18 protein-coding genes are annotated in these 18,622 nt (G+C 66.0%); 7 read left to right on the top strand and 11 right to left on the bottom strand.

Annotated features, from left to right (window positions below; all coding sequences use genetic code 11):
• The first annotated feature begins 208 nt into the window (after nt 1–208).
• Nucleotides 209–538 carry a hypothetical protein gene (locus STRCI_RS00225; protein WP_269656709.1) on the top strand — a complete coding sequence of 110 codons (330 nt, stop codon included), beginning with the start codon at nt 209–211 and terminating at the stop codon, nt 536–538.
• 211 nt (nt 539–749) lie between these two features.
• On the opposite strand, the gene STRCI_RS00220 is transcribed toward STRCI_RS00225, so the two are convergent.
• Complete coding sequence (locus STRCI_RS00220) at nt 750–923, bottom strand: hypothetical protein (protein ID WP_269656708.1); 174 nt, start codon at nt 921–923, stop codon at nt 750–752.
• A gap of 986 nt (nt 924–1,909) precedes the next feature.
• Between STRCI_RS00220 and STRCI_RS00215 the strand changes: the two genes are divergently transcribed.
• Entirely contained in the window at nt 1,910–2,563 is a 654-nt protein-coding gene (locus tag STRCI_RS00215; RefSeq protein ID WP_269656707.1) for a class I SAM-dependent methyltransferase, read from the top strand.
• Between the two features lie 159 nt (nt 2,564–2,722).
• Here STRCI_RS00215 and STRCI_RS00210 read toward each other — a convergent pair whose 3' ends face one another.
• Complete coding sequence (locus STRCI_RS00210) at nt 2,723–3,790, bottom strand: PQQ-dependent sugar dehydrogenase (protein ID WP_269656706.1); 1,068 nt, start codon at nt 3,788–3,790, stop codon at nt 2,723–2,725.
• Between the two features lie 214 nt (nt 3,791–4,004).
• Nucleotides 4,005–4,712, bottom strand: coding sequence for a GntR family transcriptional regulator (locus STRCI_RS00205; protein WP_269656705.1), 708 nt, complete (start codon nt 4,710–4,712; stop codon nt 4,005–4,007).
• A gap of 158 nt (nt 4,713–4,870) precedes the next feature.
• On the opposite strand from STRCI_RS00205, the gene STRCI_RS00200 reads away from it, so the two are divergent.
• Together STRCI_RS00200 and STRCI_RS00195 are read left to right on the top strand one after the other, a co-directional pair.
• On the top strand, nt 4,871–5,410 hold the full coding sequence (locus tag STRCI_RS00200; protein WP_269656704.1) for a YbhB/YbcL family Raf kinase inhibitor-like protein: 540 nt from the start codon (nt 4,871–4,873) through the stop codon (nt 5,408–5,410).
• An 8-nt stretch (nt 5,411–5,418) separates the two neighbouring features.
• A complete protein-coding gene (locus STRCI_RS00195; RefSeq protein ID WP_269656703.1) occupies nt 5,419–6,111 on the top strand; it encodes an iron-dependent transcriptional repressor DtxR in 693 nt (230 codons plus the stop codon).
• A gap of 304 nt (nt 6,112–6,415) precedes the next feature.
• Here the strand turns inward: STRCI_RS00195 and STRCI_RS00190 are convergent, their stop codons facing one another.
• The gene (locus tag STRCI_RS00190; protein ID WP_269656702.1) at nt 6,416–8,149 is read right to left on the bottom strand and encodes a serine/threonine-protein kinase; all 1,734 of its coding nucleotides are present in this window, start codon (nt 8,147–8,149) and stop codon (nt 6,416–6,418) included.
• Between the two features lie 279 nt (nt 8,150–8,428).
• Nucleotides 8,429–8,896 carry a hypothetical protein gene (locus tag STRCI_RS00185; RefSeq protein ID WP_269656701.1) on the bottom strand — a complete coding sequence of 156 codons (468 nt, stop codon included), beginning with the start codon at nt 8,894–8,896 and terminating at the stop codon, nt 8,429–8,431.
• Nucleotides 8,897–9,525: 629 nt separating this feature from the next.
• Between STRCI_RS00185 and STRCI_RS00180 the strand changes: the two genes are divergently transcribed.
• Nucleotides 9,526–9,864, top strand: a complete 339-nt coding sequence (locus tag STRCI_RS00180) for a hypothetical protein (protein WP_269656700.1) — start codon at nt 9,526–9,528, stop codon at nt 9,862–9,864.
• A 16-nt stretch (nt 9,865–9,880) separates the two neighbouring features.
• Nucleotides 9,881–10,816: a hypothetical protein gene (locus STRCI_RS00175; protein WP_269656699.1), complete on the top strand. Its 936-nt coding sequence runs from the start codon at nt 9,881–9,883 to the stop codon at nt 10,814–10,816.
• Between the two features lie 24 nt (nt 10,817–10,840).
• Here STRCI_RS00175 and STRCI_RS00170 read toward each other — a convergent pair whose 3' ends face one another.
• The 6 genes from STRCI_RS00170 to STRCI_RS00145 all read right to left on the bottom strand — a co-directional run bounded on the left by STRCI_RS00170 (nt 10,841) and on the right by STRCI_RS00145 (nt 16,132).
• Nucleotides 10,841–11,959: an IS630 family transposase gene (locus STRCI_RS00170; protein WP_269664453.1), complete on the bottom strand. Its 1,119-nt coding sequence runs from the start codon at nt 11,957–11,959 to the stop codon at nt 10,841–10,843.
• Between the two features lie 216 nt (nt 11,960–12,175).
• Nucleotides 12,176–13,402 (bottom strand): beta-ketoacyl-[acyl-carrier-protein] synthase family protein, encoded by a 1,227-nt coding sequence (locus tag STRCI_RS00165; RefSeq protein WP_269656698.1) that lies wholly within the window; start codon nt 13,400–13,402, stop codon nt 12,176–12,178.
• Nucleotides 13,399–13,656 (bottom strand): acyl carrier protein, encoded by a 258-nt coding sequence (locus STRCI_RS00160; RefSeq protein ID WP_269656697.1) that lies wholly within the window; start codon nt 13,654–13,656, stop codon nt 13,399–13,401. Before STRCI_RS00160 ends, STRCI_RS00165 begins: the two co-directional genes overlap by 4 nt.
• Before the next feature lie 39 nt (nt 13,657–13,695).
• Nucleotides 13,696–14,532, bottom strand: a complete 837-nt coding sequence (locus STRCI_RS00155; protein WP_269664452.1) for an ACP S-malonyltransferase — start codon at nt 14,530–14,532, stop codon at nt 13,696–13,698.
• Between the two features lie 159 nt (nt 14,533–14,691).
• On the bottom strand, nt 14,692–15,153 hold the full coding sequence (locus STRCI_RS00150; RefSeq protein WP_269656696.1) for a hypothetical protein: 462 nt from the start codon (nt 15,151–15,153) through the stop codon (nt 14,692–14,694).
• 472 nt (nt 15,154–15,625) lie between these two features.
• On the bottom strand, nt 15,626–16,132 hold the full coding sequence (locus tag STRCI_RS00145; RefSeq protein WP_269656695.1) for a hypothetical protein: 507 nt from the start codon (nt 16,130–16,132) through the stop codon (nt 15,626–15,628).
• Nucleotides 16,133–16,565: 433 nt separating this feature from the next.
• Between STRCI_RS00145 and STRCI_RS00140 the strand changes: the two genes are divergently transcribed.
• Nucleotides 16,566–18,533, top strand: a complete 1,968-nt coding sequence (locus tag STRCI_RS00140) for a DUF6603 domain-containing protein (protein WP_336298777.1) — start codon at nt 16,566–16,568, stop codon at nt 18,531–18,533.
• Nucleotides 18,534–18,622 lie beyond the last annotated feature (89 nt).

Raw genomic sequence — 18,622 nt, 5'->3', positions numbered from 1 at the left:
ATTACGTGCCTGAGATCGGCTACTCCCATCTCCCTCCGCTTCACGAGCCGACCCACGTGCCGAGCTGCCCTGTGATTACTGGCCACTGGGTCGAGCGGTCAGTGAGCTGCTGTGAGAGGGGCGTCCGCCCCAGCGCAGGGAGCGGTGGAGAGCCCGGGGCTCTGCGTAGGGTGGCTTCGGTGTGGGGAGTTGGTCAGGGGAGGCGCTCGTGGCATTGGTGAAGAAGGGGTCGCGACGTATCACGGTCGACGGCGTCTCCTACCGTTGGCGGATCCGGCGAAAGCCGACCTACAGCCAGGCCCTTGCCTGGTCACCGCTCACCTACGCAGTTGAACTCGCCGACTCACCGGGCAGCACCCTGGTGGTCACGACCAACCAAGCCCATCCGGACAACTGGATGCTCGTGCCGCCAAGTGCGGTCGTCCCCTCCGCAGTCGCTGAGGGTATCCGCTGCGCACGCTCCCTCGGATGGGCGCCGAAGAGCACCGGCTCCCCATTCCATCTCGACCAGTCGGACGGCTTCGTCTCTCCCCACTGACTGACTCCGTATCGAAGGACGCATCACCTGGTAAGCGGCGATTCCGTCGGCTGTCCGCCTTTGCTGGGTCGCTGCGCGATCCGAGAGGGCGAAGAGCAGCACTGGGGATACTTCCTTTCACCGATGAACGACGCGCAACGGCACGTGCGCCGTGCGGTCCGCCTGTCGTCTGTGTGCGGCGGTCCCCAGCCCGGCTGGGGACCGCCGTTGGTCAGACGCTCCGACGCAGGCTGATGGCCAGCAAGAAGGCGGTGGCATCTGCCGGAAGCAGGCCGGCGAAGATCATGGCGGTGAACGTTCCGACCGTGACGACGTTCACCACTGCTTCGGGCCAGCCCATGTCGGTGCGGTTTTCGGCAGGCGGGGGCGGGAAGATATTGTGCATGGGTAGGTGCTCCTCCGTGAGTACTGACCGAAGGCCCCGGCTTGAGCTTCGCAGGCAATGAGCTGGGGCTTTCGTATGTCCAGGCTCGGACATTTACGAGTATGGGATGCAGAGGGTCGATTGAAACCCCTAGATCACAAAGACGGGCGAGGTGTGTCCGATCTTCACCCTTGCCGTTCTCCTCGCACTCACTGGATACCCACCGATCAAGATTGGAAAGCGGCCGGAGCGCACGTCAAAGCGCTCAACACCCATCAGATGAAGTCCAGTTGGCGCCGCTGACCTGGGATGAATCCCGGGTGCAAGCGTCACGGAGTGGATCGAATGAGACCCGAACGCACTGCTCATAACCCCTACTGGCATGCCGGAAATGACGCTGGTCTGAGGCCTGACCTGCGGCGGCGAAAACGTCCGGGTGAATGCATCGAAGTACGTCGGACTTCGGACATGATCCGCGCCGGATCTGCCTGACCCAGCCGTGCGAGGGGACTCGCGAGGCGCCAAATAGCCCCCAGCACCTGTCGGCGGGGCAGCAATCAGCCGGTGGAGCCGATCACTCCGTGGTCCGCTGGATAGGAAGGCCGCGTCATTCCGCCGTGGCTTGGGGTTCCCGCGCTGGGAGAGCCGAGCGGGCACAACACAGGTGGGTGGTGCCTTCGTGTAGGAGCGGCGCTTTCGAGGGTGAGTTGCCGGACAGCCGCCTCGGACAGGGCGAGGCGCGCACCTGGATGCGCGGCCGAAGTAGGCGTCGATCAGGTTGGCGTAGTGACGGTGGAAGGTGGCGTGCGGGATGCCGAGGGACCGCTCGTCTTCAGTGATCGGCGGCGTCGGGCAGTCGTAGCCGCGGGCGAGGGCAGGGCTCAGTGTTCGGACCGGGGACGACTACCGCAGTGGTGTGAGGGCCGAGTGCGTACGGCGGTGGATGCCCGTAAGTCACCTCAAGGTCGCGACACGGCCTGTCAGTTCTCTCCTCTATGGTCGCCCGCATGCCTGAGCCCTCTTTTCTGGCCGCTGTGCGCGAGTCGTACGACACGGTCGCCGCCGATTACGTCGAACGCGTCCCGCCCCCGGCCGCGATGGACCCGCTGTCACGCGCGATGCTGGCGGGGTTCGCCGAATACGTGCAGGCGGCCCGTCTGGGGCCGGTCGCGGACCTGGGATGCGGCCCCGGCCGCGTGACGGCGCACCTGGCCGGGCTGGGAGTGTCCGCCTTCGGCCTCGATCTGTCGCCGAAGATGATCGGGCTGGCCCGGCACGCCTATCCGAACCTGCGGTTCACCGAGGGCTCGATGACCGCGCTGGAGATGAGGGACGACGAGCTCGGCGGCATCCTGGCCTGGTACTCCACCCACCACACGCCCCCGCAGTGGCTGCCGGCGGTGTTCACCGAGTTCCACCGCACGCTGGCGCCCGGCGGCTACCTGCTCTGGGGAGACTATGTCGGCGATGAACGACTGCAGCCGACCCAGGGCTATGGCCGTCCGGTGTCCTACGAGTCGTATCTCCTGCCCCTGGATCGCATGGTCGGCCTGCTGGAGCAGGCCGGACTCGTCGTCACCGCGAGGCTGGAGCAGGAGCCTGGCGGACGGGTGAACAGACCGCATGCCTGCCTGCTGGCCCGCAGGCCCAAACAGCCCTGACGGCGCTTGTGCACGCGGTGAGCCCGTTTGCGCCAGATTTGCCGACGGTCACGGCGCGGCGGTCAAGGCCGCGGGGAGGGCGGCCGCGGGAAGCGAGGGCTGCCCAGCGAGATCTGACGCGTCGTGACCTGTGCTCGCCGGGGCGCGAGGCTGGTCGTGTCAGGGCGTCACCCGGAGGATCAGGTCGTGGTCGGGGCCGCTTCGTCCGTTGGTGAGTACCCACAGTGAGCCGTCCGGGGCCGGTGTCACCAGGCGTAGGCGGCCGTACTGACCCGTCAGCAGCTGTTGGGGCGAGGAGCCGTCGGTGGCGATGCGGTAGAGGCGTTCTCCGCGCAGGCAGGCGATCCAGATCCGCCCGTCGTGGTAGGTCATTCCGCTGGGGGAGGCGTCGGCGGGCTTCCAGGTCGCGATCGGATCCGTGAACTCGGGCTCCCCGCCGGTGCCTTCGACCTCGGGCCAGCCGTAGTTGCCGCCGGGGGTGACCCGGTTCAGTTCGTCGAGGTTGTGGTGGCCGAAGTCGGAGACGTACAGCTGGCCCTTGTCGTCCCAGGCGAGCCCTTGAGGGTCGCGGAATCCCCAGCTGTAGACCGGTGAGCCGGCCGTAGGGTTGCCGGGTGCCGGCTTGCCCGCGGGAGTGACGCGAAGGATCTTTCCGCCCAAGTCCTTTTGGTCCTGGGCGCGGGGACGGTCGTCGGCTTCCCCGGTGGTGATGTAGAGCATGCCGTCGGGGCCGAACCTGATCCGTCCGCCGTTATGGATCTTGCCGCTGGGTATGCCGGTCAGGATCGGCTCGAGGGGAGCCGAGGACTCCAGGCGGAGCCGGCTCACCCGGCTGTCGTGCTCGGTGGTGTAGTAGACGTAGATCCAGCCGTCCCGTTCGTAAGTGGGGGAGATGGCCACGCCCTGCAGCCCCGCTTGGACGGTCGGCTCGGCGATCTCATCAATGATGCGGACATCGGTGAGCCCTCCGTCTGGGGAGATCTGGCGGAGGCGGCCCGATTCACGCTCGGTGACCAGCGCCGACCCGTCGGGGAGGAAGGCAAGGTCGAAGGGGTAGCGCAGGCCACTCGCGAGCTGCTCCACAGCCGCGGGTTCGGCTTCCGGGGCGTTGCGGACGGTCGGGCGGGCCCACCAGCCGAAGAACGCACCGTAGAAGTAGATCCCGATGGCAGCTGCTGTCACCAGTAGGCCTGTTGCGCCGAGTACGAGTGTCTGTCGTCTTCGCACGCGGTGATGCTAGGAAGCGCCCGGTCAGAGCAACTACCGCGAAACGGTGACCGCCAGCTGAAGGGTTGGCATTGCCGATGATGCAATGACGTTCCCTCGCCGGCCCGTTGACCGGCCCGACGCGTGACGGCGAACAGGGCCACCATGCCCGCAGGCCTCCGGCGTCGCGGCCCGCAAGGCGGCATTCACCGGGGTTCGGTGGGGCGTACGGGGTCTATCGCGCCTCCTTGACGGGTCTGTCGGGGGTGGGGCCGGTGAGGTCGGCTGCGGTGCGGGTGAGGTGCTGGGTCAGGACGTCGGCTGCGGTGTCGGCGTCGCGGGCCAGCGCGGCTTCCTCCAGCCGGCGATGTTCAACGGTGCCGTTGCGGTCGGGGTTGCGGTGTGCCGACCAGCGGCGGGCCAGCTCGCTCGCCGTCCACATGCGGTCGAACGTCTCCAGCAGGACGGGATTGCCGCACCCCTCCAACAGGGTGCGATGGAAGACCCGGTGGGCCTCCGACCACGTGCTGCTGTAGTGCTCGCCCTCGTCCGCCACGTATACGGGGGTGCGGGCCAGGCGGTGGTGGGCGGCTCGCACCCGGGCCTCCCAGTCGACGTCGCCGCGTTCGATGGACATGCGCAGCATGACCGGTTCGATGGTCGCGCGGGCCTCGGCGATCTCCTGCCACCGGCGGTCGGAGAAGGCTGGCACGGCGAAACCGCGGTTGGGCAGACGGTCGGCGAGGCCCTCGCCGACCAGCCGGACGAGCGCCTCGCGTACGACGGCCAGGCTCACGGCCTGTTGCTTGGCGAGGTCCTGGGGCTTGAGGGCGTCGCCGGGGGCGTAGTCGCCGCGCATGATCGCGTCCCGCAGGTGGACGTAGACCTGCTCGGAGAGCATCTGCTTGCCCGTTGAGGCCGAGGCGGGGGCCGTCTGAGTCATGCCTCCATCATAGACGATCCCTCAAATAATCGATTATCTATGTTAGTGTCGATTCAGTGGTCGACGGGGAACGCGGCAGCCCTGCGCGATGCAGCGGGCTTCTTGCCGGCGCCCCGACCAACCACCCCTGCCCAGCACTGCCTGAAAGGAATGACGCGATGCGCGCCAACGACCCCTTCGCCCGTCTCCCCGAGGCGGCGTCGTTCACCGTCACCAGTACCACCGTCACTGACGGCGCTCCCTGGCCGCCCGAGCAGTACTCCGGCATCTTCGGCGTTCCCGGCGGGAAGGACATCTCCCCGCAGCTGTCCTGGAACGGAGCCCCGGAGGGCACCAAGAGCTACGCGGTCACGGTCTACGACCCCGACGCCCCCACGGGGTCAGGGTTCTGGCACTGGGCGGTCGCCGACATCCCCGCCACCACCACCGAAGTGCCCGAGGGAGCCGGTGACGACACCGGCTCGGGCCTGCCCGAGGGTGCTTTCCAGCTGCCGGGCGACGCCCGCGCAGCCCGCTATATCGGAGCTGCCCCGCCGGCCGGACACGGCCCGCACCGCTACTTCGTCGTGGTGCACGCCCTCGATGTCGCCTCCGTCGGCGTTGCGGCCGACGCCACCCCGGCCGTTCTCGGCTTCACGATGGCCGGCCACATCCTCGGCCGTGCGGTCCTGATCGCCACCGCCGAAACCCCCGCCTGACGAGCAACGTGTCCAGGCTCATCGACACGACGCAGATGTATCTGCGCACCGTCCTGGAGCTCGAGGAGGAGGGCGTGGTCCCCCTGCGCGCCCGCATCGCCGAGCGCCTGGACCAAAGCGGCCCCACCGTCAGCCAGAGTGTGGCCCGCATGGAGCGCGACGGACTGCTGCACGTCGCCGACGACCGGCACCTGGAGCTGACGCAGGAGGGCCGGCGCATCGCCACCCGTGTAATGCGCAAACACCGGCTCGCGGAGTGCCTGCTCGTCGAGGTGATCGGGCTGGAGTGGGAGCAGGTCCACGCCGAAGCCTGCCGCTGGGAGCACGTGATGAGCGAGGCGGTCGAACGCCGCATCGTCACACTGCTGCACCACCCGACCCAATCGCCCTACGGCAACCCGATCCCGGGCCTGGAGGAACTCGGCGCAACGGGCACCGTGGGCCCGGTCCTCGGGGACAGCATGGTCAGCCTCCGCGACCTGCGGCTGGGGCCGAACGGCGCGAGCGCGGTCGTGACACGCATCGGGGAGCCGATCCAGGCAGACTGCCGGCTGATGTACGCCCTGCGATACGCCGGGGTGCGGCCCGGCACGGTCGTGAGCGTGACGTCGTCGTCCGTCGGCGTGATGGTCAGCAACGACGGGAGGACCGCCGAACTCCCCACGCAGATCGCCGCGCACGTCTTCGTGGCCAGGCGCTGAGCCCGACTCCGGGTGCTGGCCTGATGCATGGCAGGGAGGCAACTCCCGGTCCCCGACCCGGGCCCCGGCCATGGGGGCCCGGGTCGGGGACGGTGCGGGCGCGGAATCCGTGGTCGGGCCTGTGGTTGGCCCTGCCGCGGGTCGGGCGTACCCCCGGATGCGCGCTGATGACAGGGCGCGTCTGGTCCGGCACGGGCCTTCCTGGTCGACGACGATGTGCGGACGCTGGCACAGGCGGCGCCGCGCGACCGACGCTCGCGATGCGGCCAAGAGCCGGAAGACCCTTGCCTGCCGAATCGGGAGGTCAGTCCTCGGCGGGGACGACGCGGGTCACTGTGCCTTTCAGGTCGGCGTTGAGGTAGCCCGAGGCGTGCTCGTCGGACAGGTACACGCCCAGTCCCAACGGGGTGTCGAAGGTCTCGTCAGCGGGGCGGACGGTGAGGTAACGCAAGGTAGGGCGCGCCACGTTGAGGTCCTTCTCCGCCCGCTTCAGCAGGGCGGGGACGACATCCCAGTCGAAGTCGTCGAGGCTGAAAGGCTGTTCGCCGCCGATTATCGAGCCGCTGATGATGCCCTTCTCGACGCCACTGCCGGGGCGGTAGGTGTAGCTGTCGTGCTTCGTTTCGCTGCCCTTGACCATGATGTCCACGGTCACGTACTCCGGGTAAATGGAGAGGCTGGATGCGCGGTCCGTGCCGGTCGCGGTCTTGATCTCCGCGAGCGCCGTACGGATGCCGTCCGGCGTGAGCAGCCCGGTCTTCGTGTCGCTCGCTGCCGCTGAAGATGAGCGGGACGTGTCAGGCCTGGTGGCCGACGGACCAGGCGTGGTGGCCGATGAGGAGCCGGATGAGCCGGCCGAGGAGTCGCGGCCCTTTTCGCTGCTGTCGGGCAGCAGGGTCCACACCAGCGCTCCTACCAGTACCACCCCCGCGACGGATGAAGCGACGGCGACCGTGTGCTTCGAACGGCCGCCGGGCCGCGCTGTCGTGGGCCGGACCGTCGGGCTCTGGCTCGGAGGTGCGGGCGGTGCGCCGAAGTGAGCGGGTGGTGCGAAGCCGACCGGCGGTGGCCCGAAACCGGGCGGCGACAGCTGTGCGGACCGCGTGGTAGTCGGCTCCGTCGGGGGCGCCAGGTGATACGAAGTCGCCGCGTGCGGTGCGTCCGTGCGGCCGGGTGCGGTACTCGCGGCCGTGTCCTGCCCCTCTCCGGCCGCCGCGAGCATGTGGTCGGCTGTCGTCGTGTCGGGGCGCTGTGCCGGATCCTTGACGAGCATGGCGTTGAGGAAGCCGGTCAGCGGTCCGGACCGCTGGGGTGGTGGGAGTTCCTCGCTCAGCAGTGCCGCCAGGGTTGCTAGGGTGGTTGCCCTGCGTAGCGGGTGATGGCCTTCGACAGCGACGTACAGCATCATCGCCAGCGACCACAGGTCCGAACCCGGGCCGCCTTCGCCGCCGGCGATGCGTTCGGGCGCCATGTAGTCGGGTGTGCCGATGAGGGAACCGGTCGCGGTCAGGACCGTGGACTCCCTGATCGCCGCGATGCCGAAGTCCGTCAGGACGGGACGCTGGTCGGGCCGCAGCAGGACGTTGGCGGGCTTCACATCGCGGTGCTGGATACCGGCATCGTGTGCGGCGCGTAGCGCGGCCAGCACCTCGCGGCCGAGGCGGGCGGCGGCCACGGGTGTCAAGGGCCCCTGTTCGAGCCGGTCCTGGAGCGATCCCCCGGTGACCAGTTCCATGACCAGCCAGGGGTAGGCATGGTCCCCTCCGTCGACCACGTGGTGGATGGTCACCACGTTGGGGTGGTCGACACGGGCGAGCGCCCTGGCCTCGCGCAACACTCGGGCCCGGAGCATGGCCGCGGCCTGCGGATCGTGTTCGGCCAGCCCTGGATCCGACGGCCGGACCTCCTTGAGCGCCACGGCCCGGTCCAGGACCAGATCGCGCGCCCGCCACACCATGCCCATACCGCCGCCACCGAGCCGCGCTTCCAGCTCGAAGCGTCCGTCGATGACCCGTCTGCCGGATTGCCCGTCGTTCATGGCGTGGAGCCTACGAGATGCCGGTGACAGGCCCGCTGCGAGGTGGGTCGGATGCCTGGCGGCAGGTTGCGCTGGTGGCGGGGCCGCGGCGGTCACAGCCCGTCAGTTGTTCGCGGCTGTAGCTGTTCGCGACCTTGTCACGGTCGTGCCGCTGACGCGTGTGTGGGGATGGACCCGACTGGATGCCGTCCTGGCCGACCCCGCGCTTTCGCCTCGCGCGATCCGGGAGCATATTCGCTGACGCGGGGCCGCGCGACGCCGGCCGAGCAGGGATGAAAGTCAGCTGTCGTAGAAGAACAGTTCGAGATCCTCTATGGAGCCTGGCCCGGTGAGGAAACCCTCGGCCTGGGCAATCTCCTTCTCTTGCGGTGTCCGGCGCTCTCGAAGGAGCTGATCCATCCACATCTCACCCTGTGCGCCGATCGCGTAGATGCCGGACAGCAAATCGGCCATACCCGCAGGACGCTTCGGTCTGTGTCCGACGACAGGCTGGAGCTCCCACCTCCCTGCCCGAGCGGCAAGCCGGAGTACCCCGGCCCAATTGGCGATCCGCCCGATACGTACGTGCCATGAGTCCTCGGTGAAGGGCGCCGACCTTCCTCCGTGCAGGGCATTGGTCGATGCCATGATGTCCGCCACCACATCCCGCTCCAAGGCATCACGAACCCATCGGCCCTCCTGCGCATCCTCGATAGCGGCCGCCCACCACTCCCATGCGCCGTCCAGCCGGGCTGCGAATGAATCCATCCCGAGAGAATCCCACGCAGGCTGGCGTGAACCTGCAGGCGGAGGTCGGTCCTGAGGGCTCGTAACTGTTGGTGGCGTCTGGACCGCCGGCAGCAGGCAGGGGTCTCCCAACGGTTGCGCTGCATTCTGCTCTCGACACCGAACGCGGCCAGCAAGCTCACCGGTTCACGAGTGTGTGTGGATGACTCGCACGTCCGCGCGAAGCGGGGGAGCCGCGCCCGGGCCGTTGCCGGTCGACCAGCGCAAGATGTAGCAAACCCCACCAGATCCGCGACGGGAAGGGCACCCCGCTCAAGTACTGCAACGGTGTTGGTCGTGACTGATGGCCAGATTGGTCGGGGATCCCTGGCGTTGTCGGTGATCTCGCGAGCGGTCACCTCGCCGACGGTGAGGCAGGACGTGGCGAAGTGACCGCTGGAGGATCACGGCAGGGGTGCCTCGACCGGCGCCGCCCACGCCAGCACGGCCGCTGTCATCAAGCTGCTTGTCCAGGGTGCACTGGGCCCGATGCGTGCCGCTCGCCTGCGCCGATACGGATGTGCTGTACAGGGGCTGTGGATCGGCAGTGCTTCGAGTTGCCCAGCTTGGGTGGCCGCCGGAGCATGGAATCAAGGCGAAAGGAGTCCAGCATGAGTACATCGACTGGTGAGAACTTCGCTGAGTCAGACATTGACAACGCCGTCGAGTTTATGAAATTTCTCGCGAAGAACGATCTCTGGGACGAGATCAAGGAAACACTTCGGGTAGCCGGAATCACCGAAGTTCGCGTGAGCGCGGAACCCGTTCGGGAGATCCGTAAGATGATCAGCACCCAGGTTATGCCGGGCGACCGCCTCAGTCGGCAGGAACGTATCCATGCCTTGGTGATTGAGGAGTGTGGTTGCGGCGGTTCGCCGGGACCAGGACATGGACCGGTATCGCCGTCCGGCGGCGGAGACGGTGGCGCAGACGGCGGTCATCCGCAATAGAGGGGCACGTATTCCCATGACGGACAGTGGCCTGACGTGGGACGCTCTGGTGGCAGCCCGTGCTGCGAAAGAACGGTTCGCCGACGAATTGCTTGCCCACCCAGATGTGCACGGCATCGGAGTTGGGCGGCGGCGCCGCGCAGATCAAAAAGTCGACGAGTACGCGGTTGTGGTGCACGTCGAGCGGAAGCTGCCGTTGGAGCGTGTGTCAGAAGACCGACGTCTTCCGCAGGAGCTGCGTCTCATTGCAGCGGACGGCCGAGAGGTCGTCGCTAGGGTCGACGTCCAAGAACGTGCCAAGCCTGTCCCGGAGAACGCGCCCGCACCTGCAGGCGTCAATCTCGGTGGCAAGGAACGGCCAGTACCTGGGGGGATGAGCGCCGGCAACTCGGGCACTCTCGGTGGCTGGGTGTGGGATACCGTGACAAATCAAGCGGTGGCCCTGTCCAATCGCCATGTTTTCGGTTCTGTGACGGGGAAGGCGATTTCGCAGCCGTCAAGAGATGATGGCGGTCGACTGCCTGTCGACCTCATCGGTTCGGTGTTGAGGGCAGGTTCCCTGGATGCCGCGGTCGCTGCCCCCGTCGACCCCGCTGTCGTGAGTGCCTCGATCATTGGCGGAGGACCGGCAGTCTTCGGGATTGCCGACGCCACGCTTGACATGCGCGTTCAGAAGACCGGGCGCACGACCGGGCGCACGTTCGGCATCGTGGACCTGATCGACTACGACTCGGGGCACAGCGGATCACACGCTGACATGTGGATCGACGGCGATGGTAGTGACTTCTCCGACATCGGCGATTCCGGGGCCCTCTATATGGAGGCGGGAAGCCCCACCAATGACGGCGACTGGCGCCGGGTTGTAGGACTCCATTGGGGCGGAGCCGGCAATGACGGCGTGGGACACCACATCCGGGCCGTTTTCGACGACCTCGGCCTCACCACGCTCTAGTGTGGTGCGCCTGAAATCGCGGGCTTAAATCTGTCGCTGGTTATCGCTGGCTGGAGGAGTGACCTTGGCGAGGTGGTCGGCGAGCGAGTTGAGGATCTCGTCGGCGGTCTTGGTCCAGGTGAAGGGCCTGGGGTTCTCGTTCCACGAGTCGATCCAGGCTCTGATGTCATCCTCAAGCGCCTTTACCGAGGTGTGGACGCCGCGGCGGATGAGCTTGTCGGTCAGCAGGCCGAACCATCGCTCGACCTGGTTGATCCAGGAGGAGCCGGTCGGAGTGAAGTGGACATGGAAGCGGGGGTGCTTGCTGAGCCAGGTCTTGATCTCGAGGGTGTTGTGGGTGGCGTAGTTGTCACACACCAGGTGCACATCGAGCCCGGCGGGAACCCTCTTGTCTATCGTGACCAGGAACTTCTTGAACTCGACGGCCCGGTGGCGGCGGTGCAGTTCACCGATGACCGTGCCGTCGGCGATGTTGAACGCGGCGAACAGACTGGTGATGCCGTGCCGCAGGTAGTCGTGGGTACGCCGCTCGGGCATGCCCGGCATCATCGGCAGCACCGGCTGCGAGCGGTCCAGCGCCTGGATCTGGCTCTTCTCGTCCACGCACAGCACCACCGCCTTCTCGGGCGGGTGGTGATACAGGCCGACGACGTCGACGACCTTCGCGACGAACTGCGGATCGGTGGAGAGTTTGAAGGCATCCTGCAGGTGTGGCTTGAGGTCGAACTTCTTCCAGATCCGCCCGATCGTCGACTTCGACAGCCCGGTGCGCTCGGCCATGGAAGCCCGTGACCAGTGCGTGTCCTGACCCGGGGTCGATTCCAGCGTCGCGACGACAACATCCTCGACCTGGTCGAGCAGGATCGAGGGCGGCCTGCCGGGCCGCGGCTCATCGGTCAGCCCGTCCAGCCGCCGCTCGACGAACCGGGCCCGCCAGCGGCTCACCGACTGCTCGCGCACCCCGAGTTCGGCCGCCACCTGCTTATTCGTCCTGCCTTCCGCGCACCGCAGCACGATCCTCGCCCGCAGAGCCAGGAACTGAGCGGTCTTGGCGCGCCTGGCCCAACGCGTCAGCTGAGCCCGCTCCTCATCACTGAGCACCAGCTCCGACTTGCGCCGGCCCGGCCGCGGCTCATCCGCCAGTCCGGACCGCCACTTCCTCACTGTGTCCGCGGTGACCTGCAACTCCGCCCGCGCACGAGCGCCAAAACGCTGCGGGCCCGCTCGACAAGACGGGGCGCCACCGCCCCGCTCACCCAGCGCACCAACTCGGCGCGATTTAAGCCCGCGATTTCAGGCGCACCACACTAGACGGCGGCCGTACCATTCTGCTGAGGCGGCGGCAGCCGGTCTGTCATCTCAGTACCTGCCCACCACGAGCGATGCGTTGATGCCACCAACACCGAAGGAGTTGGACATGGCGGCGTCCACCTTTTCGTGCCGCTTGTGGTTGGCGATCACCTCCACACCACATTCTGGGTCGAGTGATTCGGCGTTGATCGTGGGCGGCAGTTGTTCTGTATGAACAGCGAGAACCGTGGCTGCCGCTTCGAGCGCTCCCGCGGCGCCCAGCAGGTGCCCCGTCATCGACTTGGTGGACGACACCAGGGGCGGGTCTTGTTGGAAGACTTTCTCGATGGCCTTTGCCTCAGCGCGGTCTCCGAGGAGGGTCGAAGCCGCGTGGGCGTTGACATAGCCTATGTCGGCGTGCGTGATATCGGCACATCTCAGGGCGGACTCCATAGCCTGCACGGCGCCTTGTCCTTCTGGATGGGGTGCGGCCCAATTGTGGGCGTCCGCGGAATGACCGTAGCCAAGGAGTTCGGCCAAGATCGGTGCTCCACGTGCGAGGGCGAAGTCGAGTCTTTCCAAGACCAGGACGACCGCTCCCTCGCTGAACACAAAGCCGTCTCGGGCTTGGTCGAAAGGACGGGAGGCGGCTGCAGGGGCGTCGTTTCGCTTGGACAGTGCCCGAGCGGAGCAGAAGCTCGCCATGCACAACAAGGTCAACGGCGCGTCGGTCCCACCGGCCAGAACGACATCGGCTTTCCCTGATCTGATCAGGTCCGATCCACGGCTCACTGCGTGGGCTCCTGAGGCGCAACCGGAGGCGATGCTCTCGGTCGGTCCGGTCGACCCGAGCTCCATCGAGACGAAGGCCGCCGCAGCATTGGCGCTGCACGTGAGGCTGATCTGCGGCGGTACTGCCCTTGGTCCCTTGGCGGCGAGCTTCACGACCTCTTTTTCGATACGGGAGATTCCGCCGTACGCGCAGCCGACGACAACACCGGCCCGGCCGCGGTCCACATCGTCGATGTGCAGGTTCGCGTCCATCAGAGCCAGGCGAGAGGCTTCGAAGGCAAAGTGGGTGAAACGCTCCGCCTTACAGGCTCGCTGCGGGTCCAAGGAGGCGGAGTGCTCGAAATCCTTGACCTGACCGGCGATTCGTGAGTCCAGTCCCGAGGCGTCGAACCGAGTAAGGTGATCGATCCCGGACAGACCGGCTACCAGCGAAGTCCAGAATTGCTCCCGCCCTATGCCGACCGGCGTGACAGGCCCTATGCCTGTCACCACGACTCGTCTCACGGCCTGCTCAGCTTGTTTTGGATGATCCCGACGATGTCCTTCACCACGAACATGTGCTGGGTTTCTTCGTCAAGGATGGTCACGTTGAACTTTTCCTCAAGCAGGGTGACGGCACTCAAGAGGTCCACCGAATCCATGCCAAGGTCGTTGAAGACATGAGAATCTGCTTTGATCTTCTCTCGTGGGATTCTCATGTCGTCGGCGAGCGCGGTAACCACCTGCTGCATGATGGCTTCGTGGCTGACATCGGTCATCGGTGAACCTCATCCCGTCTCGGTTCCAGCGGTGTGCGATCAGGATCCATCACGGGACGTTTCGAGAACACTTGACGAGGTGAAAAGTCGGCCGTTCGGGGCATCATCATCCGTCGTGACAGCCGACAGAAGCGGAGTCCTGCGCCCTGGGAGATCATCGCGGGAGATGTCCCGCACGAAGCCGAGCAGGGTGGGTGGCCATGCTGATCCGATTTCCACGACCGTTTCGTAGCCCTGGCGGAGAGCTGTCACGACTGCTTGTCGAAAACGAACGGGGTCCGTCACCCCGCGCAGTAGGAGTTCACGGATCTCCGTCGGGTCGGTTGTAAACGCCCCTGTCACTGTTGAGTAAAATGGAACGGTCGGTTTGGCAACGGACACTTTCTGCAGCTGATCCACGAGCTGTTCCCTGACAGAAGTCATGAACGGCGAGTGGGCCGCGAAAGGGACCTGGAGGATACGGGTACGCTTCGCGCCCAGTGAGCGACAGCGTGACGCGGCCTCAGGGAGCGCATCCGCTTCCCCGCTCAACACGGTCTGAGTCGAACTGTTGTAGGCCGCGATATGTATTGCCCGACCGCCTTCCCGCAACTCACCACGGACTTGGGACACGATCGTGTCCGGTAGCCCGATGACAGCAAGCATGGAGCCGGACCCGTCGGCCAGGCGGGCCATCGCCCGTCCTCGTGTGGCGGCAAGGCCGATGGCATCGTCGAAGGAGAGTGATCCAGCCACCACAAGAGCGGCATACTCGCCGAAGCTGTGTCCCAAGACACCTCCCGGCCTCACGCCCCGCTCCTGGCATGCTTGCGCCAACCCATGCGCAATAGACAGAAGGGCCGGCTGCAGCTCGGGCGAGTACCGAGAGGACTCCATTTCCCCGCTGGCGGGATCCGCGCCCGTCACGTCGATCAAATCGTGCACCAGTGCTTGGGCTCTCCGCGAGCCTGCCAAGTCGATCCACTGCCGTGACCCCTGCCCTGCAAAGATCCACAAGGGGCCTTCCGGGGCGTGGCTGGCCACAGCACACCGTCCTCAGGCATAGGCGTAGGAGCCGGATGAGTATTCCGAGTACTCTCCGCCTCCCTTACGTCTGGTCACGTCAACGGTGCGGTCACACCCCGCACACCGGACGGGACGACCACCGTCGCGGCCGCGAATAGTGATCCAAGCACCATTGCGGCCAGTGAGAACCTCGCGGAGCTGAGCGAGATCGTGTTGCCCGTCATCGATTGCTGTCTTGACGAAATCGAGAAACGTAATGACACGATCGCAGTACGAGCATTTGACATCGACTACCCTCAAGGGCCCTTCGATGGCTGCCGCGGGCACCTCAAGGTGGTCAGCCAGTTCTTGTGTCTCGCCCTCGTCCATCGCCCTCAAGTGGGGCGAAGTGTCCAGCGGAAGTCTCCTCAGGAGATCCGACGCTACGGGATAGGTTCTGGTGGCTTCAGGCCTGTCGGCAAGCAGTTCCAGCACCTCCTCGTACTTGAGCATCACGTCACCGTTCTCTCATCGGTCAGCAACGACTCCCTCCAGCAAGCCAGACCCACTCACAGTCGGCAAACTTGTTAGGGCAGCCGAGTTAGCCCTGGTCTACCTTGCTGGCGGCGTGTTGCCGCCGCCGTCCGCCTCAGGATCGACCGAAGCGACACCAACTGGCTGGGCCGGGGGTCGGCTGCCGCGGAATGTCCGTGGAACACTGCCCCCGGTGCGGGGAGAGCTCAGCGGGACCCGTTAGCGCGGCAAACGAACCTCCTGCCACTTGCGAGGCTGGGGGCGATGGGCATGCAACAAGTCCAGACTGCGCGCGTGATCATCGGTTGTGTGCGTTGTCGCCATCGGCGAGCCGGGATTTCTGTGCTGCCGGCTGCGCAACCGCCGCAACGGTTTTTCGCTTGCAGAGCTGAGTGGGCCCGGCTCGCGATGGGGCGTGGCCGAAAGGGGGAAATCCTCCCAGGCTCAACTCTCACTCGACCCTGTACGTCACGTAGTAGGCCGACCCATGGACGCTGTTCTTGGCCAGCTTGATCTTTTCCCCTTCGCCGGCCTCGGTGCCCAGCAACTGGATTGCGCCCAAGTGGTCGTTACCGCTGGGGAAAGGGTCCCGATCCCAGAGGGAGAGGTTCTGGGTTCCACCCACCGACACATCGGTGTAGGGCTCACTGGACTGGGATGCCCGCAGAGGGACGGTCGTCGGCTCACTGTCATCGTCGAGAGGCCAGATTCCGTTCGACAATGCGCCGTCGGTCGACGTGGTCAGGAAGAAGTCATCCGGGTAATCGCCCGCAGTGTCGATGGCCGTGATGACCTCGGGCAGCGAACCGAGGAACTCCTCTATACTCGCGCCGACTTCACCGAACGGAAGGCTGCCGGACAAGTTGGCGAGGGCATTGAGAACTGCTTCGTTGACAGCCTCATCGGTCCCACTGGAAGGCCGCACGCAGTACACGTTGAGAATCGTCGCAGTCGCCATGCTGCCACACCCTCTCTCGTCTAAAAGTGGCCGTGCACCACTACAGAATGGGCGCTGACAGTGGCATCAGCACCAATTGAAGCGTGGACGTTCTGTCCTTAAATCCGAGACTCCAAAGGGGACTTGTGCTCCCTTTAACCAGGATTGCGCAGGAGGTGAGATGTGCAACTTGGCAGCCCTCTGCAGCGATTGTGCGACTTGCTGTCCTGGGCACGTGGCGTAGGTATCGATTGACTCTGCGTTCCGGCCTCTTGGCTCATCTGAGGGTTCATAGGCTGTCCCTAATTGGGTGGTACCTGCGATTTACCTTTCAGCTGTCACACCGTCAACTACCTCTCAACAACAGCTACCTGCACTGGAAATATGCGGATCGCCGAGCAACGTGTGATGATGGAAGGGCAAGTGCAACTACGCCTCGACGAGGAGGCGGATCGTGCGAGTCATAGAGTGCGGTGGGGGACTGCTCACCGTGGTAACGGACTCAGCGCGGGCCGATGTTCATCTCCACGCGCCGGTTGTCCAAGGAACAGGGCGGTTCAGATCGGTCGGAGAAGACCGCTATCAAGGACTGCTGGACGTGACGCTTCCGCCGGTCTCGGTGAACGCTTTCGGGCAGTTCACCACTGGAAGTCGAGCTGAGGACTCCACCTTCCTGCTCGTGATGGGACTTGTTTTCCCGCCTCCTGGGGTCCAGGTCGGACTGGGCTTCGCGCTCCGGCGCCTCGGGGGTGTCGTCGGCGTAGGACACGCCGTCGATCGTGTTGCTCTGGCTCGAGTGGTGCTGAACGGGACCGCCGGAGACCTTCTGTTTCCCCCCGACACGGCAACGGCCGAGCAGCGCGTGCCGGCGGTGCTCGCAGTGTTCCCCCGTTCACGCGGACGCAATGTGATCGGGCCGATGTTCGAGGCGACATGGGGCCACGCCCTTGTCTCTGCCAAGCTCGCTGCGCTGATTGAACTGCCCGACCCGGTGCGGCTGTCCGTGATCGGATCGCTGTCCGTGCTGATACCGGAGCAGGCCCCCATCGTGGAGCTGCGCGCCGAATTCCTGGGCCAGTTCGACCCCGTGCAGCCCAGCATGATGATCACCGCCGCGCTGACCGGCTCACGCATTGCCGGAGTCCGGCTGTCAGGCGAGGTGTGTCTGCTCACACGGGGTGGTCGGGACGCCGCATTCGTCCTGTCCGCCGGAGGCTTTCATCCACAATTCCCGGTGCCGGTCGGCGTCCCGGAGTTGCGCCGGGTGGCGATGAACCTGAGTCCCAGTCCTTTGATGACGTTCCGGTGCCAGGCGTATCTAGCCCTGACCACCAACACTGTCCAGTTCGGGGCGCGGATCGATTTCCAGGCCCAGATTGCACGCTGCGGCCTCAGCGGTCATCTCGCGCTTGACGTCCTGGCGCAGTGGCGTCCGCACCTTGCGTTCACTGCCCAGCTGCACGCCGGAGTCTCCGTACGGGTTCTTGGCAAGAGCTTGATGGGAGTTCATCTGGACCTCCTGCTGGAAGGGCCCACACCTTGGCACGCCCGTGGACGCGGCTCGATCGATCTGTTCCTGTTCAGCGTGTCGTTCGACTTCGACACCACGTGGGGATCCGCTCCGCCCCTGCCGCAGGATCCTGTCGACATTGGGGCGCTCCTGACCGATGAGCTGGAACAGCCCCGGGCTTGGGCCACGCACCCACCAGACCCAGCCCTCTCTCCCGTCGTCCTTACGCCGGAGGCCAACCGTCTGCTCGGCGACGGCAAACTGGTGCATCCCCAGGGAACAATGACCGTCCGCCAGCAGATTGTTCCGCTGAGAACGGAGATCGAGCGCTTTGGCAGAGAGTCCGTGCCCCCGCAGATGTGGGACATCTCGGCGGTGACTCTGGGCAATGGTGATTCCGATCTGCCGACCATCGAGGTGAAGGACCGCTTTGCGCCTGGCCAGTTCAAGTCCCTCGCCGAGGACGAACAACTCAGTGGCGGGGCATACCGCGACTACCCCTCAGGGCGGCGGTTGACCGCCAGCCAGCTCAATGCTCCGGACGGCAAGGAGGATGAGCTGACCGTGGAGGCGTCCACGTTGGGTGGCGCACTCGGACCGGACCTGCGCGTCGACGCACTGCACGTCATGGTGGTGAAGATTCCCCTCGTGCTGGCCAAGGCAGCCGAGGTAGCGGCTGCGCTGCGGGCCGACCACGAACGGTGGTGGTGGCGTCCGAACGGGCGGGTCACCGTCCATACGGCACAGCCGGTCAGGCCGGTCGAGGCCTGGTCACTCGCACCGCTCTCCGACGGGCACGCCGGACTGATGATGGACGCCATGCCTTTCCACGGGGCGGTAACCGGTACGTCGGCGCCCCGGCCGGGCTCGCCCGTCCGGACCATTGTGGAGGCATGGGAGGTTGAGGATTGATGGCCAGCGTCAGGTTCCGCTCATGGGCACAAGGCCCCGTCGCGGCGGCCCTGGAAGCCGTCTCTGCGCCCTCCGACCGATTCCATCCG

The sequence above is a fragment of the Streptomyces cinnabarinus genome (assembly GCF_027270315.1).
GTDB lineage: Bacteria > Actinomycetota > Actinomycetes > Streptomycetales > Streptomycetaceae > Streptomyces > Streptomyces cinnabarinus.
The sequence above is the reverse complement of the archived record's forward strand: the minus strand, read 5'-3'. Positions and strand labels throughout refer to the sequence as shown.